Source organism: Mesorhizobium sp. B2-7-2 (assembly GCF_006440775.1).
Lineage (GTDB): Bacteria > Pseudomonadota > Alphaproteobacteria > Rhizobiales > Rhizobiaceae > Mesorhizobium.
This window is the reverse complement of the sequence record NZ_VFTZ01000006.1, coordinates 189,974-203,930: the sequence shown is the minus strand read 5'-3', so window position 1 is coordinate 203,930 and position 13,957 is coordinate 189,974. Positions and strand designations below refer to the sequence as shown.

Annotated in this window: 14 protein-coding genes, 1 other RNA gene and 1 pseudogene; 12 read left to right on the top strand and 4 right to left on the bottom strand. The window is 62.6% G+C overall.

Features of this window, described 5'->3' with window-relative positions; genetic code table 11:
• Positions 1-95 precede the first annotated feature (95 nt).
• The 6 genes from FJ425_RS10995 to FJ425_RS10970 all read left to right on the top strand — a co-directional run bounded on the left by FJ425_RS10995 (position 96) and on the right by FJ425_RS10970 (position 6,905).
• Entirely contained in the window at positions 96-443 is a 348-nt protein-coding gene (locus tag FJ425_RS10995; RefSeq protein ID WP_140634337.1) for a DUF6867 family protein, read from the top strand.
• A 136-nt stretch (positions 444-579) separates the two neighbouring features.
• Complete coding sequence (locus tag FJ425_RS10990) at positions 580-1,698, top strand: branched-chain amino acid ABC transporter substrate-binding protein (RefSeq protein ID WP_140546075.1); 1,119 nt, start codon at positions 580-582, stop codon at positions 1,696-1,698.
• A 356-nt stretch (positions 1,699-2,054) separates the two neighbouring features.
• Entirely contained in the window at positions 2,055-5,513 is a 3,459-nt protein-coding gene (gene pyc / locus FJ425_RS10985) for a pyruvate carboxylase (RefSeq protein ID WP_140723353.1), read from the top strand.
• 361 nt (positions 5,514-5,874) lie between these two features.
• Entirely contained in the window at positions 5,875-6,135 is a 261-nt protein-coding gene (locus tag FJ425_RS10980) for a DUF2312 domain-containing protein (RefSeq protein ID WP_140546077.1), read from the top strand.
• 22 nt (positions 6,136-6,157) lie between these two features.
• Positions 6,158-6,598: a hypothetical protein gene (locus FJ425_RS10975; RefSeq protein WP_140723350.1), complete on the top strand. Its 441-nt coding sequence runs from the start codon at positions 6,158-6,160 to the stop codon at positions 6,596-6,598.
• A gap of 10 nt (positions 6,599-6,608) precedes the next feature.
• Positions 6,609-6,905 carry a hypothetical protein gene (locus FJ425_RS10970; RefSeq protein WP_140723347.1) on the top strand — a complete coding sequence of 99 codons (297 nt, stop codon included), beginning with the start codon at positions 6,609-6,611 and terminating at the stop codon, positions 6,903-6,905.
• A 62-nt stretch (positions 6,906-6,967) separates the two neighbouring features.
• Here the strand turns inward: FJ425_RS10970 and msrB are convergent, their stop codons facing one another.
• From msrB to FJ425_RS10950, 4 genes are all read right to left on the bottom strand, one after another.
• Positions 6,968-7,372, bottom strand: coding sequence for a peptide-methionine (R)-S-oxide reductase MsrB (gene msrB, locus FJ425_RS10965; protein WP_040991646.1), 405 nt, complete (start codon positions 7,370-7,372; stop codon positions 6,968-6,970).
• A 473-nt stretch (positions 7,373-7,845) separates the two neighbouring features.
• Positions 7,846-9,036: a VWA domain-containing protein gene (locus FJ425_RS10960; protein WP_140723344.1), complete on the bottom strand. Its 1,191-nt coding sequence runs from the start codon at positions 9,034-9,036 to the stop codon at positions 7,846-7,848.
• 7 nt (positions 9,037-9,043) lie between these two features.
• The gene (locus FJ425_RS10955) at positions 9,044-9,490 is read right to left on the bottom strand and encodes a GNAT family N-acetyltransferase (protein WP_140723341.1); all 447 of its coding nucleotides are present in this window, start codon (positions 9,488-9,490) and stop codon (positions 9,044-9,046) included.
• A gap of 78 nt (positions 9,491-9,568) precedes the next feature.
• Positions 9,569-10,411 (bottom strand): MoxR family ATPase, encoded by an 843-nt coding sequence (locus FJ425_RS10950; RefSeq protein WP_140723338.1) that lies wholly within the window; start codon positions 10,409-10,411, stop codon positions 9,569-9,571.
• Positions 10,412-10,572: 161 nt separating this feature from the next.
• On the opposite strand from FJ425_RS10950, the gene ssrS reads away from it, so the two are divergent.
• From ssrS to FJ425_RS10920, 6 genes and pseudogenes are all read left to right on the top strand, one after another.
• Positions 10,573-10,728, top strand: a non-coding RNA gene (gene ssrS / locus FJ425_RS10945) — 6S RNA.
• Between the two features lie 141 nt (positions 10,729-10,869).
• The gene (locus FJ425_RS10940; RefSeq protein WP_140723335.1) at positions 10,870-11,451 is read left to right on the top strand and encodes a 5-formyltetrahydrofolate cyclo-ligase; all 582 of its coding nucleotides are present in this window, start codon (positions 10,870-10,872) and stop codon (positions 11,449-11,451) included.
• Positions 11,452-11,497: 46 nt separating this feature from the next.
• Positions 11,498-11,779, top strand: a pseudogene (locus tag FJ425_RS10935) (BrnT family toxin).
• 25 nt (positions 11,780-11,804) lie between these two features.
• Complete coding sequence (locus tag FJ425_RS10930) at positions 11,805-12,092, top strand: helix-turn-helix domain-containing protein (protein ID WP_140546533.1); 288 nt, start codon at positions 11,805-11,807, stop codon at positions 12,090-12,092.
• The gene (locus FJ425_RS10925; RefSeq protein WP_140546534.1) at positions 12,089-12,913 is read left to right on the top strand and encodes a YmdB family metallophosphoesterase; all 825 of its coding nucleotides are present in this window, start codon (positions 12,089-12,091) and stop codon (positions 12,911-12,913) included. Before FJ425_RS10930 ends, FJ425_RS10925 begins: the two co-directional genes overlap by 4 nt.
• 80 nt (positions 12,914-12,993) lie before the next feature.
• Positions 12,994-13,761 carry a TerC family protein gene (locus tag FJ425_RS10920; protein WP_140723332.1) on the top strand — a complete coding sequence of 256 codons (768 nt, stop codon included), beginning with the start codon at positions 12,994-12,996 and terminating at the stop codon, positions 13,759-13,761.
• Positions 13,762-13,957: the final 196 nt, after the last annotated feature.

Genomic DNA, 13,957 nt, shown 5'->3' with positions numbered 1-13,957 from the left:
CGCCATCTCGCTCTAGGGCTTTGTTCTTGAAGCATGATCTTCTCCGAAAAGTCTGCGACTTTTCGGGATCAAGCTAAGATCTGGGGACATCTATCATGCAGGGCATTATCTACGAAGAGGCCACGATCTGGCAGTTTCTGTTCGTCACAGGCCTGCTTGGCGGCGGGGCGGCATGGATGACAGGCAAAGCGGCGGCCCAGACCTGGAGCACGTATCTGCGGCTGTTTTTCTTCCTGCTCGGTCTCGGTATCGGCGTCAGGTTCATCCATCACGCCTTGTTCGGCGGCACGATGTTCTCGCTGCATTACTATATCGTCGACACCATCGTGCTGATGATACTGGGCTTCCTCGGCTATCAATACACGCGCACCAACCAAATGGTCACGCAGTATAACTGGCTCTATGAAAGAGCTTCCTTGTTAAGCTGGAAACCGAAAGGTTGACGTTCACCATTACGCCGTTTCGGGGATGAATCGGCGTGACAAGTGCCTGAAAATCGGCATTCTATGCTTTCTGCGATAAGGGTGGGCATCGCATGAAAGTATCATCCACGCCCACTCCGTAAATGGGAGCGTTTCAATGAAAAAATCACTCTTGTCCGCCGTTGCGCTGACCGCGTTCGTCGCGTTCAGCGGCAGCGCGTGGGCCGCTGACATCCTGATCGGCGTCGCCGGTCCGATCACCGGCCCGAACGCCGCCTTCGGCGCACAGCTGCAGAAGGGCGCGGAACAGGCGGTCGCCGACATCAACGCGGCGGGCGGCGTCAATGGCCAGCAGCTCAAGCTCGAGATCGGTGACGACGTCTCCGATCCCAAGCAGGGCATCTCGGTCGCCAACAAGTTCGTAGCCGACGGCGTCAAGTTCGTCGACGGCCATTTCAACTCCGGTGTGTCGATCCCGGCCTCGGAAGTCTACCAGGAAAACGGCATCCTCGAGATCACGCCGGCGGCGACCAACCCGAAGTTCACCGAGCGCGGCATGTGGAACACCTTCCGCACCTGCGGTCGTGACGACCAGCAGGGCAAGGTGGCCGGCGACTACATCGCCAAGAACTTCAAGGATGCCAAGATCGCCATCATCCACGACAAGACGCCTTATGGTCAGGGCCTCGCCGACGAAACCAAGAAGAACCTCAACGCCAACGGCATCACGGAAGTGTTGTACGAAGGCGTGAATGTCGGCGACAAGGACTTCTCGGCCCTCATCGCCAAGATGAAGGAAAACGGCGTCACGCTCATCTACTGGGGCGGCCTGCACACCGAAGCCGGCCTGATCATCCGTCAGTCGGCCGATCAGGGCCTGAAGGCGCCGCTGTTCTCGGGCGACGGCATCGTCTCCAACGAACTGGCCTCGATCGCGGGCGACGCCGTTGCCGGCACGCTCAATACCTTCGCTCCGGATCCGCGCAAGAATCCGGCCGCCAAGGAAGTGGTCGAGAAGTTCCGCGCCAACGGCTTCGAGCCGGAAGCCTACACGCTCTACTCCTATGCCGCGGTGCAGATCATCGCCCAGGCCATCGCCAAGACCGGCTCGGCCGACGACGCGCAGAAGGTTGCGGAGACGATCAGGGCCAACACCTGGAAGACCGCCATCGGTGACATCGGCTACGACGCCAAGGGCGACATCACCCGTCCTGACTATGTCATCTATGAATGGAAGAAGGGCGACGACGGCAAGTACAGCTACTTCGAGAAATAAGCCGGCAAACTCTAAAGCAGGTCGTGAGACCTGCTTTAGGTCCTTCATTTCAAGCATGTCTTCGTCCCGAAACCGCTGCGCACTTTCGGGAGACATGCTTTAGCCGACTGTTCGAAATGCCCGGCGCTCGCGCCGGGCATTTTCGTTGCGGGCGAGGCCAACCGGAAGCTCCGCGCCGCGCCCCGGGCAATACCCGTCCACCACCCATGATCCGTGTTCGAAAAACAGCAATGACGATTTGGCGCAAACAGGCGACTTAAATCGTTTTAGCTGTCGCGCAAATTTGTTTGCGCTGCAGCATTTTCACGTTAATCATTGCGCCGGTTCATCTCCCTTCCGCTGCTGGAGCCTACTCCTTGGCCATCACGAAGATACTCGTCGCCAACCGGTCCGAAATCGCCATCCGCGTGTTCCGCGCGGCCAACGAGCTCGGCCTCAAAACCGTGGCGATCTGGGCGGAGGAAGACAAATATTCGCTGCACCGCTTCAAGGCCGACGAGAGCTATCAGGTCGGCCGCGGACCGCATCTGGCCAAGGACATGGGTCCGATCGAGAGCTACCTGTCGATCGAGGAGGTGATCCGGGTCGCCAGGCTGTCGGGCGCCGACGCCATCCATCCCGGCTACGGCCTGCTGTCGGAAAGCCCGGAATTTGCCGAGGCCTGCGCCGAGGCCGACGTCACCTTCATCGGCCCGAAGCCGGAAACGATGCGCCGGCTCGGCAACAAGGTCGCCGCGCGCAACCTGGCGATCGAGGTCGGCGTGCCGGTCGTTCCGGCAACCGATCCGCTGCCGGACGACATGGACGAGGTCAAGAAGCTCGCCGCGCAAATAGGCTATCCGGTGATGCTCAAGGCCTCGTGGGGCGGCGGCGGCCGCGGCATGCGCGCCATCCGCGCCGAGGCCGACCTCGCGCGCGAGGTGATGGAAGGCAAGCGCGAGGCCAAGGCCGCCTTCGGCAAGGACGAGGTCTATCTCGAAAAGCTTATCGAGCGCGCCCGCCATGTCGAGGTGCAGGTGCTGGGCGACACCCACGGCAATGCGGTGCATCTGTTCGAGCGCGACTGCTCGATCCAGCGCCGCAACCAGAAGGTCGTGGAGCGCGCGCCGGCGCCCTATCTCAGCGAGGAGCTGCGCCAGGAGCTTTGCGGCTACGCGCTCAAGATCGCGCGCGAGACCAGCTATATAGGCGCCGGCACGGTCGAGTTCCTGCAGGACGCCGACACCGGCAAGTTCTATTTCATCGAGGTCAATCCGCGCATCCAGGTCGAGCACACCGTCACCGAGCAGGTGACGGGCATCGACATCGTCAAGGCGCAGATACACATCCTCGACGGCTTCGCCATCGGCACGAAGCAATCGGGCGTGCCGGCGCAGAAGGACATCAGGCTGAACGGCCACGCGCTGCAGTGCCGCATCACTACGGAGGATCCGGAGCACAATTTCATTCCGGACTATGGCCGCATCACCGCCTATCGCGAGGCGGCGGGCTTCGGCATCCGGCTCGACGGCGGCACCGCTTATTCGGGCGCGGTCATCACCCGCTTCTACGATCCGCTGCTCGAAAAGGTGACGGCCTGGGCGCCGACGCCCGGCGAGGCGATCTCGCGCATGAACCGGGCGCTGCGCGAGTTCCGCATCCGCGGCGTCGCCACCAACCTCACCTTCCTCGAAGCGATCATCAATCACCCGCGCTTCGCCGACAATTCCTACACGACGAGGTTCATCGACACGACGCCGGAACTGTTCGAGCAGGTGAAGCGGCAGGACCGCGCCACCAAGCTGCTCAACTACCTCGCCGACGTCAGCGTCAACGGCCATCCCGAGACGCGCGGCCGGCCGATGCCGAAGGCGAATGCGGCCGCACCCGTGGTGCCCTATCTCAACGGCCATGTTCCGGACGGCAGCAAGCAGAGGCTCGACGCGCTGGGTCCCGAGAAGTTCGCGGCCTGGATGCGCGGGGAGCGACAGGTGCTGGTCACCGACACGACGATGCGCGACGGCCACCAGTCGCTGCTCGCCACGCGCATGCGCACCTATGACATCGCCGGCATCGCCGGCACCTATGCGCGGGCGCTGCCGCAATTGCTCTCGCTGGAATGCTGGGGCGGCGCGACGTTCGACGTCGCCATGCGCTTCCTCACCGAGGATCCGTGGGAGCGGCTGGGCAAAGTGCGCGAGGCGGCGCCCAACCTTCTTCTGCAGATGCTTCTACGCGGCGCCAACGGCGTCGGCTACACCAACTATCCCGACAATGTCGTCCAGCATTTCGTCCGCCAAGCGGCAGCCGGCGGTGTCGATCTGTTCCGCGTCTTCGACTGCCTTAACTGGGTCGAGAACATGCGCGTCGCCATGGACGCGGTCGGCGCCGAGGGCAAGCTGGTAGAAGCGGCGATGTGCTACACCGGCGACATCCTCGATCCGGCGCGGGCGAAGTACGATTTGAAATACTATGTCGGGCTGGCCAAGGAGCTGGAGGCGGCCGGCGCGCATATCATCGCCGTCAAGGACATGGCCGGCCTGTTGAAGCCGGCCGCGGCGCGCGTGCTGTTCAAGGCGCTGCGCGAGGCGACCGACCTGCCGATCCATTTCCACACGCACGACACGTCAGGGCTGTCGGCGGCGACGGTGCTGGCGGCGGTGGAGAGCGGCGCCGACGCGATCGACGCGGCGATGGATTCCTTCTCCGGCAACACCTCGCAGCCCTGCCTCGGCTCGATCGTCGAGGCGCTGAAGGGCACCGAGCGCGACCCCGGTCTCGATCCGCAATGGATTCGCCGCATTTCCTTCTACTGGGAAGCGGTGCGCAACCAGTACGCGGCCTTCGAGAGCGATCTCAAGGGACCCGCCTCGGAAGTCTACCTGCACGAGATGCCCGGCGGCCAGTTCACCAACCTGAAGGAACAGGCGCGCTCGCTCGGGCTGGAGACGCGCTGGCATGAGGTCGCGCAGGCCTATCACGACGTCAACCTGATGTTCGGCGACATCGTCAAGGTGACGCCGTCGTCCAAGGTGGTGGGCGACATGGCGCTGATGATGGTCAGCCAGGATCTCACCGTCGCCGATGTCGAGAACCCGGCCAAAGACATCGCCTTCCCGGATTCGGTGGTGTCGATGCTGCGCGGCGATCTCGGCCAGTCGCCAGGCGGCTGGCCGGCTGCGCTGCAGAAGAAGGCGCTGAAGGGCGAGAAGCCGATTACGGTTCGACCGGGCTCGCTGCTAAAGCCCGCCGACCTCAAGGCGAGCCGCAAGGACATCGAGGGCAAGCTCGACCGCAAGCTCTCGGAGTATGAATTCGCCTCCTGGCTGATGTATCCGAAGGTGTTCACCGACTTCGCCGCGGCGCAGGAGACCTACGGGCCGGTGAGCGTGCTGCCGACGCCGACCTATTTCTACGGCATGAAGTCGGAAGACGAGATCTTCCTCGACATCGAGAAGGGCAAGACGCTGGTGGTGCGCTGCCAGGCGTTCGGCGATGTCGACGAGAAGGGCATGGTCACCGTGTTCTTCGAGCTCAACGGCCAGCCACGCCGCGTCAAGGTGCCGGACAGGGCGCATGGCGCTTCCGCCGCCAAGGCACGCCGCAAGGCCGAGCCTGGCAATGAGGGGCATGTCGGCGCGCCGATGCCCGGCGTCGTATCGGCGCTTGCCGTCGCGCCCGGACAGGCCGTCAAGGCGGGCGACGTGCTGCTTTCGATCGAAGCGATGAAGATGGAAACCGCACTCCACGCCGAACGCGACGGCGAGATCGCCGAGGTGCTGGTCAAGGCCGGCGATCAGATCGATGCGAAGGATCTGTTGATCGCATTTAAATAAGGTGTGTCGAGATTCAGGTGAGGCCGGCCTGCAAACGCCGGCTTCCTGCGCTTCCGGTGCTCACGTACTTTAAGTACGCTCCGCTCCGGCCTACGCCGGCCGGAAGCCCTCATAAACATCTTCGCTTTATGAAGGCTACGGCCGGCGTAGGCCGGTTCTCGGAATCCGCCTTGTTTGGTCGCTTCGCGCCCGTCTTCGACTCCGACTCGGCCTGACCTGAATCTCCGCACACCTTAGATGTGCCCAGCCGTCCACAGCCGCTCGACAAGTGTCTTGACCCGCCGCGTCCTCTCGGGCAGGGAACCCGCTCCAATTTGCCGTGGCGGGAATCGCCACTGCTCCAGAAGACGCGGAGAAAAAAATGGCCGACGAAATCACCGAGACCAGCCAGACTGTAGCCGCCGGCCAGCTGCGCACCATCATCGAGCGCATCGAGCGGCTCGAGGAAGAGAAAAAGACGATCTCGGACGACATCAAAGATGTTTATGCCGAAGCCAAGGGCACCGGCTTCGACACCAAGGCGGTTCGCACGATCGTGCGGCTGCGCAAGAAGGACCAGGCCGAGCGCCAGGAAGAAGAGTCGATCCTGGATCTCTACAAGGCCGCCCTCGGCATGGTCTGAGGCGCGTGGCCGGAGGCCGGCCATGAACGAATTCGACTTCGGCGGCCGTCGCGCCTCGGAGTTCCGCCATCGCGGCTTTTGGGCGCTATTCGCCGAACGGCACCCGCAAGAAAGGCAAAGGCTCGCTCGACGCGGGCCATGGTTCTGGCAGCGCGGGCTGCCGGATTTCGCTTTGGTCCTTTCGATGTATGTCGCGCCGGCGCAGAACCATGTCGGCGTCTTCTTTGGGCGCAACGAGAAGTTCGGCGCCACAGAGTCCTGGTCGCGGCTGAAACCGTTCCAGCCGGCGATCGAGGCCAGGCTGAAGCTCAGGCCCGAGCAGAGCTGCGAAGGTCTCGGCATCAACTCGATGTGGCGGGTGAACTGCTACGCCGAGGACAATTGGCCGGCCATGACCGACTGGCTGGTGCGGGAATGCTCACGCTTCGAAGAAGCCGTGACCGAAATTCTCGGGCAGCGATAAGTCGCCGGCGATGACGGGTTTTTTCCGTTCGCGCTGGAGAGGCCAGGTTCCGCTCGACCGGCTGTTCTGGCGCGATATGCTGCTGGTCGGTACCATCTTGAACATCGCCTCTTCGGCGCTGGCGCTGGGCCTGCTCGGGTTGAAGTTGCCGCTCTGGCTGGTGCTGGCGGTGCATTTCCTCCTCGTTCCCTACACCATCTTCCTGACGGTCGCCGTCTGGCGGGCCGCGGAGAAGGTCGGGGGCTTCCAGGCGCAGCTGATGATGCTGGGTTCCGCGCTTTGGCTGATCGCAACGGTCGTTGTGTAGAGCCGGATGGAGCATGAAAAAGGGCGGCCGAGGCCGCCCTTTGCGAAGACTGGAAGCTCAGATCAGGCCGCAGGCTCGAAGCGCAGCGCCACGCCGTTGATGCAGTAGCGCAGGCCGGTCGGCGGCGGGCCGTCCTCGAAGACATGGCCGAGATGGCTGCCGCAGCGCGCGCAATGGCATTCGGTCCGCACCATGCCGTAGCTGCGGTCGACGGTGGTCTCGATCGAGCCCGGGACCGGATCGTTGAAGCTCGGCCAGCCGGTGCCGCTCTCGAACTTCAGCTTGGATTCGAACAGCGGCTGGTCGCAGCCGACGCAATAGAAGGTGCCGGCGCGCTTCTCGTAGAGCAGGGCGCAACTGCCGGGGCGCTCGGTGCCGTGGTTGCGCATCACGGCATACTGCTCCGGCGTCAGTCGGGCGCGCCACTCGGCATCGGTGCGGGTGACGGGATAGGCGTGGGTGTCCATGAAATCTCCTCGGCCTTGGCGGCTCGTTGTTGCTTGCAACGGATATTCGCACAAACATAGGCATCTGTTACAAAAGCCGCCAGTGAAAGCGAGCTAGTGGCACTGCACACGGATTTGACCGGTCGGTTCTGTTTGCGTTGGCAGGCGGCACGCGTTGGAGATTGGCCGAAACGCCTACCCCTTCGTCATTCCAGGGCGGAGCAGGAGCGAAGCTCCGTCGCGAAGACCCTGGAATCCATGCCGTTACCTTTGCCAAGGCGTGCAACGGAGCAGAATTCTGCACCGTGGCGGCGCTGCCAAGTCACGGCATGGATTCTATGGTCTGCGCCGCGTCGCTTCGCTCCTTGCTCCGCCATAGAATGACGAGGTTGGGGCGGATCAACCAATCCCCGGCGTTTGCGCTGATTTCCCGGACATGAACGGAATCTTGCACCAAGACAACGGCAACCTCTCAAAATCGCTGTGTCGGGGAACTAGTGCCTGCGCGACAACTGCCTGGTCGCAGCTTCAAGCCCGGCCAATGTCAGCGGGAACATACGGCCGCCGAAGATATCGCCGATCAACTGGATCGAGTGCGTGTAGCGCCAGTTCTTCTCGGCTTCGGGATTGAGCCATATCGCGTTCGGCCATTGCTGCAACAGGCGGGCCAGCCACACGCTTCCGGCCTCCGGATTCCAGTGCTCGACCGAGCCGCCGGGATGGGCGATCTCGTAAGGGCTCATCGAGGCGTCGCCGACGACGATCACCTTGTAGTCCGGCCCGTATTTATGGATGAGGTCGAAGGTCGGGATCGTCTCGGCCATGCGCCGGCGGTTGTCCTTCCAGACGCGCTCGTAAAGGCAGTTGTGGAAGTAGAAATATTCGAGCTGGCGGAATTCGGCTCGCGCGGCCGAGAACAGTTCCTCGACGCCGCGTATATGGTCGTCCATTGAGCCGCCGACATCGAAAAACATCAGAAGCTTCACGGCATTGCGCCGCTCGGGCCGGGTCTTGACGTCGAGATAGCCGTGCTCGGCGGTGGCGTGGATGGTGCCGGGCAGGTCGAACTCCTCCTCGGCGCCCTGGCGCACCCAGCGGCGCAGCCGCTTCAGCGCCACCTTGATGTTGCGGGTGCCGAGCTCGACGGTATCGTCGAAGTTCCTGAATTCGCGCTTGTCCCAGACCTTCACCGCGCGGCGATGCCGGCTTTCATGCTGGCCGATGCGCACGCCTTCAGGATTGTAGCCATAGGCTCCGAAGGGCGAGGTGCCGCCGGTGCCGATCCATTTCGAGCCGCCCTGATGCCGGCCCTTCTGCTCCTCAAGGCGCTGCTTCAGCGTCTCCATCAGCTTGTCGAAACCGCCCAGCGCTTCGACCAGCTTCTTTTCCTCCTCGGTTAGGTGCTTTTCGGCCAGCCGGCGCAGCCATTCTTCCGGGATGTTGGCGACATTGACGGCGTCGGGCCCGCCAAGCGCTTCGACGCCCTTGAAGACATGGGCAAACACCTGGTCGAAACGGTCGATATGACGCTCGTCCTTCACCAGGGCCGAGCGCGCCAGGTAATAGAAAGCCTCGACGTCATAATCGACCAGCCCCGCTTCCAGTCCCTCCAGCAGCGACAGATATTCCCTGAGCGAAACAGGAACCCGCGCGGCCTTCAGCTCGAGGAAGAAGGGGATGAACATCAGTCCCTTATAGCAAATCGTACTCGATGAATCCGGTCCGCCTTGCCACATGGTCGTAGAGCCGGCGCGCCGTGGCGTTGGTCTTGTGCGTCATCCAGTAGACATTCCTCACGCCGATCTTGCCGGCCTCGTCCTGCACCGCTTTGATCAGCGCCGCGCCCACGCCTTTGCCGCGCACCTCCGGATCGGCGAACAGATCCTGCAGGTAGCAGTTGTTGACCAGTGACCAGCAGGAGCGATGGTAGAGATAATGGGTCAGCCCAACCGCTTTGCCGTCGAGCGTGGCGATGAACCCTTTCGGCTCGAATTCGCCTGCCGTGAACAAACGCTTCCAGGTGACGTCGTAGACCTCGTCCGGCAGCTTCGTCTCATAGAAGGTGAGGTAGGCGGTCCACAGGCGCCGCCAGTCGGCGTGGTCGGACTGCGTGAACGGGCGAATGGCGATCTCGGACATCTTTTCTCCTCCAGGGCTTTCGGTCCGAAGCTGCGGCAGCGACCGATTGCCAGCAACGGTCCACAGCCGGGGAAAGCGCTATTGCTGCTGCCGTCTGGCCATGAAGGCCAGGCGCTCGAACAGGTGCACGTCCTGCTCGTTCTTCAACAGCGCACCGTGCAGCTTCGGCAGCATGTCCTTGGGATCGGCGCGCAGGTCCTCGGGCGCGATGTCGTCGGCGACCAGCAGGCGAATCCAGTCCAGCGCCTCGGAGGTCGACGGTTTCTTCTTCAGGCCCGGCACATCGCGGACCTCGTAGAACTGGCTCAGTGCCGCCCGCACCAAATTCTGCTTGATGCCGGGGTAGTGCACCTCGACGATCCGGTGCAGCGTGTCGACGTCGGGGAACCGGATATAGTGGAAGAAGCAGCGGCGCAGGAAGGCGTCCGGCAGTTCCTTCTCGTTGTTCGAGGTGATGATAACGATAGGCCGGAACTCGGCGCGGATCGTCTCGCCGGTCTCGTAGACGAAGAACTCCATCCGATCGAGCTCCTGCAGGAGGTCGTTGGGGAATTCGATGTCGGCCTTGTCGATCTCGTCGATCAAAAGCACGACCTTCTTTTGCGCAGCGAACGCATCCCACAGCTTGCCGCGCTTGATGTAATTGGCGATGTCGTTGAAGCGCTCGTCGCCAAGCTGGCTGTCGCGCAGCCGCGAGACGGCGTCATATTCGTAGAGGCCCTGCTGCGCCTTGGTGGTCGACTTGACGTTCCATTCGATGAAATCGAGCCCGAGCGCCGACGCCACCTGGCGGGCAAGCTCGGTCTTGCCGGTGCCGGGCTCGCCCTTGACCAGCAAGGGCCGCTCCAGCGCAATCGCGGCGTTGACGGCGACCATCAGATCCTTGTCGGCGACGTAAGCCGCTGTGCCTTCGAAACGCATCTTTTCTCCTGTCCGTGCGGCGGACCGTAAGGAGGCTGGACGGGCCGCGCAAGGGCGGTTGCCGGACAGCTTCCCATCGGGACGGTCCGCAAGACGAATTATGCGCAAATGGTGACCCGTTTCTCTGGCGCACGGCTAACCATCGGCCTATATTCACTCCCGGCGGTCTGCGCTTCCCGGCAGGAGAAACTTATCCCCGGGGCCTTATCGATCCTTAGGGAGCTGTCCCTGGGAAGACCCGTGGGTTTTCTCACACGGCGCCCACCTACTTTGTAGGCACCCGGGATCGACCTCTCCACCGGTTGTGTGGATCGTCGCTCTCGCGTTTTCGGGAGACATGCGTCTTCTCTTTGTTTTGACGCATTCCAGGAAAGTCGCGGCGCAGTTTTCCTGGAATTGCGCTAGAAAGCGTCGCTCCTAAAACTCCATCCAAATCTGGCCTTTTCTAGCGTCGGCGCATGTCACCTTCCAAAGACCTGAAAAAACAGCTTCGCAAGGAGGCGTTGGCGCGCCGGGACGCGCTCGACGAATTCTGGCGTGTCGAGATCGCGCTCGAGATGGCCGAGACCGCGAAGGAAGAAATCGACTTCGAGCCTGGCCGGGTGGTCTCGGGCTTCTGGCCGATGCGCTCCGAGGTCGATGTGCGGCCGCTGATGTTCGCGCTGCGCGAAAAGGGCGCCAGGCTCTGCCTGCCGGCGATCCTCGACAAGACCACGATCGTCTTTCGCGAGCTGGTGCGCGGCGCGCCGATGGTCGAGATGGGATTCGGCACGGTCGGGCCGCATGAAGAGGCGGAAGTGCTCGACCCGACGCTGATGCTGGTGCCGCTCGCCGCCTTCGACGGCCGCGGCCACCGTATCGGCTACGGCGCCGGCTATTACGACCGCGCCATTGCCAGTTTGGCCGATAAGGGCGTCACGCCGAGGCTGATTGGCATCGCCTTCGATTGCCAGGAAGTCGAGCGGGTGCCGGATGAGAACCATGACGTCATCATTCCGGAAATACTGACCGAGAGCGGGTTGCGCCGGTTCACGACTTGACGCGGGCGCCCACCTGGCAAATACTACTGAATTCCAGTAGGCTGGCATGCTTGAATTCGAATGGGACGACCAGAAGGCGACGAGCAATCTTGCCAAGCACGGTGTGGCATTTGCGGGTGCCAAACGCCTGTTCGACGACATCCGTGCTCTGCATTATTCGGATCGCTGCATGGATTAGGAAAAGGAGCGCTTCATTGGCATCGGAATCGTCAATGGATTGGTGCTGACGGTGGTTTACACCGAACGCAGCGACCTAATAAGACTGATCTCCGCCAGAAAGGCGACGCGCCATGAGCAGAAAGCATATGACCAAGCACGCAGGGACTGAATCCGATTGGGAGCGTCTGCGTAGCATGAGCGACGCGGAGGCGGAGGCCGGCGCCCTGGCGGATAAGAACAATCCGCCGATTGGCACGGATCGGCCGGGCATGGCGCGTGTCGCGCGTGTCAAAGTCATCCGTCGGGCCTTGCATCTCACCCAAGAGGAGTTTTCTGTTCGCTATCGCATTCCGCTCGGCACGCTTAGAGACTGGGAGCAAGGAAGAACCGAGCCGGACCAAGCGGCGCAGGCTTATCTGCAGGTTATCGCCAAGGAACCGGAAACGGTATCGCGGGCGCTCGGTACGCGCAGCGCCGCATGAGACTTCTCTTCCTCGGCGACATGGTTGGCAAAACAGGGCGCACGGCAGTCTGGGAACAGCTGCCGGGGCTGATTTCCGATTTCAAGCTCGACTTCGTCATCGTCAATGGCGAGAACGCCGCCGGCGGCTTCGGCATCACCGAGGAGATCTTTCGCGAGACGCTGGCGGCCGGCGCGGATGTCGTCACCACCGGCAACCACGTCTGGGACCAGCGCGATGCGCTGATCTTCGCGCCGCGCGAGGAGCGCTTCCTGCGTCCCTCCAATTTTCCCAGAGGCACGCCGGGCCGCGGCTCGGGCGTCTACATTGCGCGCAATGGCGCGCGCGTGCTGGTCGCCAACATCATGGGACGCGTCTTCATGCATCCCGAGCTCGACGACCCTTTCCAGGCCGGCGAGCGTGAGCTTGCCGCCTGCCCGCTCGGCGAGCAGGCCGATGCGGCCGTCATCGATTTCCACGCCGAGGCGACCTCGGAGAAGATGTGCTTCGCGCATTTTGTCGACGGACGCGCCAGCCTGGTGGTCGGCACGCATACGCACCAGCCGACCGCCGACCATCAGATCCTCAATGGCGGCACCGCCTATATTTCGGACGCCGGCATGTGCGGCGACTATGATTCCTCGCTCGGCATGGACAAGGAAGAACCGCTGAACCGGTTCCTTTCGAAGGTACCGAAGGGCCGTTTCGAGGCGTCGTCAGGGCCCGCGACGCTCTGCGGCGTCGGCGTCGATATTTCCGATCGCACCGGGCTTGCCGAGAAAATCGCGCCGTTTCGTCGCGGACCGCGGCTGGAAGAAACGGCGCCGTCGTTCTGGTCGTGACATTGATATAAGCGAGATCAATACCTAACTGGCGACGAAACCCGCGAAAACTGCTCTAGATCGTAGAGGGGACGACCTTCATGCAGCTTGTCGAATTTCTGGCGCCGCACTTTCATTTTGTTTCCGATCCGACCGCGTGGGTCGCGCTTTTGACGCTGGTGGTGCTCGAGATAGTGCTCGGCATCGACAATCTGATCTTCATCTCGATCCTGACCAACAAGCTGCCGGAGGCGCAGCGCGCCCGCGCACGCCGGCTGGGCATTTCGGCGGCGCTGATCATGCGCCTGATCCTGCTCGCCACGATCTCGATCATCGTGCAATTGACGACGCCGGTGTTCACCGCCCTCGGCCACGGCTTTTCATGGCGCGACCTGATCCTGATCGCCGGCGGCCTGTTCCTGGTCTGGAAGGCGACCAAGGAAATCCATCACACGGTCGACCCGCAGGATCATCAGGACACGATGGTCGGCGGTACGCTGCAGATGAGCCTTGCCGGCGCGATCTTCCAGATCCTCCTGCTCGACCTCGTCTTCTCGATCGATTCCATCATCACTGCCGTCGGCATGACCGACGAGATCGCCATCATGTATATCGCGGTGATCGTGGCGGTGAGCGCGATGATGCTGGCGGCGGCGCCGCTTGCCAATTTCATCGCCAGGAACCCCTCTATCGTCATGCTGGCGCTGGGCTTCCTGTTGATGATCGGCATGACGCTGATCGCCGACGGCATGGGCTACCATGTGCCCAAGGGCTACATCTACGCCGCCATGGGTTTTTCCGCGCTGGTCGAGGGCCTGAATATGCTGGCGCGGCGGCGTAAGAGGCAGGGGTCGGGCGAGGGGCATTGAGGCTGGCACAGCTTCGTCATTCTAGGGCGGAGCGACGCGAAGCGGAGCGCAGACCCTAGAATCCATTCCGTTACCCACGCCGAAGAATGCAGCGGAGCAGAATTGAGTAACGGCTGAGTGTCAGCTGTCGAACGACTGGGGTATTCATCATCCTGAGACGCGGCGGAACGTCGGCGTCACGGCATGGATGCTAGGG

What these genes read in the sequence shown, in the direction of transcription:
- FJ425_RS10955 (WP_140723341.1), bottom strand. Translation starts at nt 9,490, where the DNA reads ATGTCCGAGATCGCCATTCGCCCGTTCACGCAGTCCGACCACGCCGAC.
- FJ425_RS10970 (WP_140723347.1), top strand. Translation starts at nt 6,609, where the DNA reads ATGACGGGTTTTTTCCGTTCGCGCTGGAGAGGCCAGGTTCCGCTCGAC.
- FJ425_RS10930 (WP_140546533.1), top strand. Translation starts at nt 11,805, where the DNA reads ATGAGCGACGCGGAGGCGGAGGCCGGCGCCCTGGCGGATAAGAACAAT.
- FJ425_RS10995 (WP_140634337.1), top strand. Translation starts at nt 96, where the DNA reads ATGCAGGGCATTATCTACGAAGAGGCCACGATCTGGCAGTTTCTGTTC.
- FJ425_RS10950 (WP_140723338.1), bottom strand. Translation starts at nt 10,411, where the DNA reads ATGCGTTTCGAAGGCACAGCGGCTTACGTCGCCGACAAGGATCTGATG.
- FJ425_RS10980 (WP_140546077.1), top strand. Translation starts at nt 5,875, where the DNA reads ATGGCCGACGAAATCACCGAGACCAGCCAGACTGTAGCCGCCGGCCAG.
- FJ425_RS10975 (WP_140723350.1), top strand. Translation starts at nt 6,158, where the DNA reads ATGAACGAATTCGACTTCGGCGGCCGTCGCGCCTCGGAGTTCCGCCAT.
- msrB (WP_040991646.1), bottom strand. Translation starts at nt 7,372, where the DNA reads ATGGACACCCACGCCTATCCCGTCACCCGCACCGATGCCGAGTGGCGC.
- FJ425_RS10990 (WP_140546075.1), top strand. Translation starts at nt 580, where the DNA reads ATGAAAAAATCACTCTTGTCCGCCGTTGCGCTGACCGCGTTCGTCGCG.
- FJ425_RS10940 (WP_140723335.1), top strand. Translation starts at nt 10,870, where the DNA reads ATGTCACCTTCCAAAGACCTGAAAAAACAGCTTCGCAAGGAGGCGTTG.
- FJ425_RS10925 (WP_140546534.1), top strand. Translation starts at nt 12,089, where the DNA reads ATGAGACTTCTCTTCCTCGGCGACATGGTTGGCAAAACAGGGCGCACG.
- FJ425_RS10960 (WP_140723344.1), bottom strand. Translation starts at nt 9,036, where the DNA reads ATGTTCATCCCCTTCTTCCTCGAGCTGAAGGCCGCGCGGGTTCCTGTT.
- FJ425_RS10920 (WP_140723332.1), top strand. Translation starts at nt 12,994, where the DNA reads ATGCAGCTTGTCGAATTTCTGGCGCCGCACTTTCATTTTGTTTCCGAT.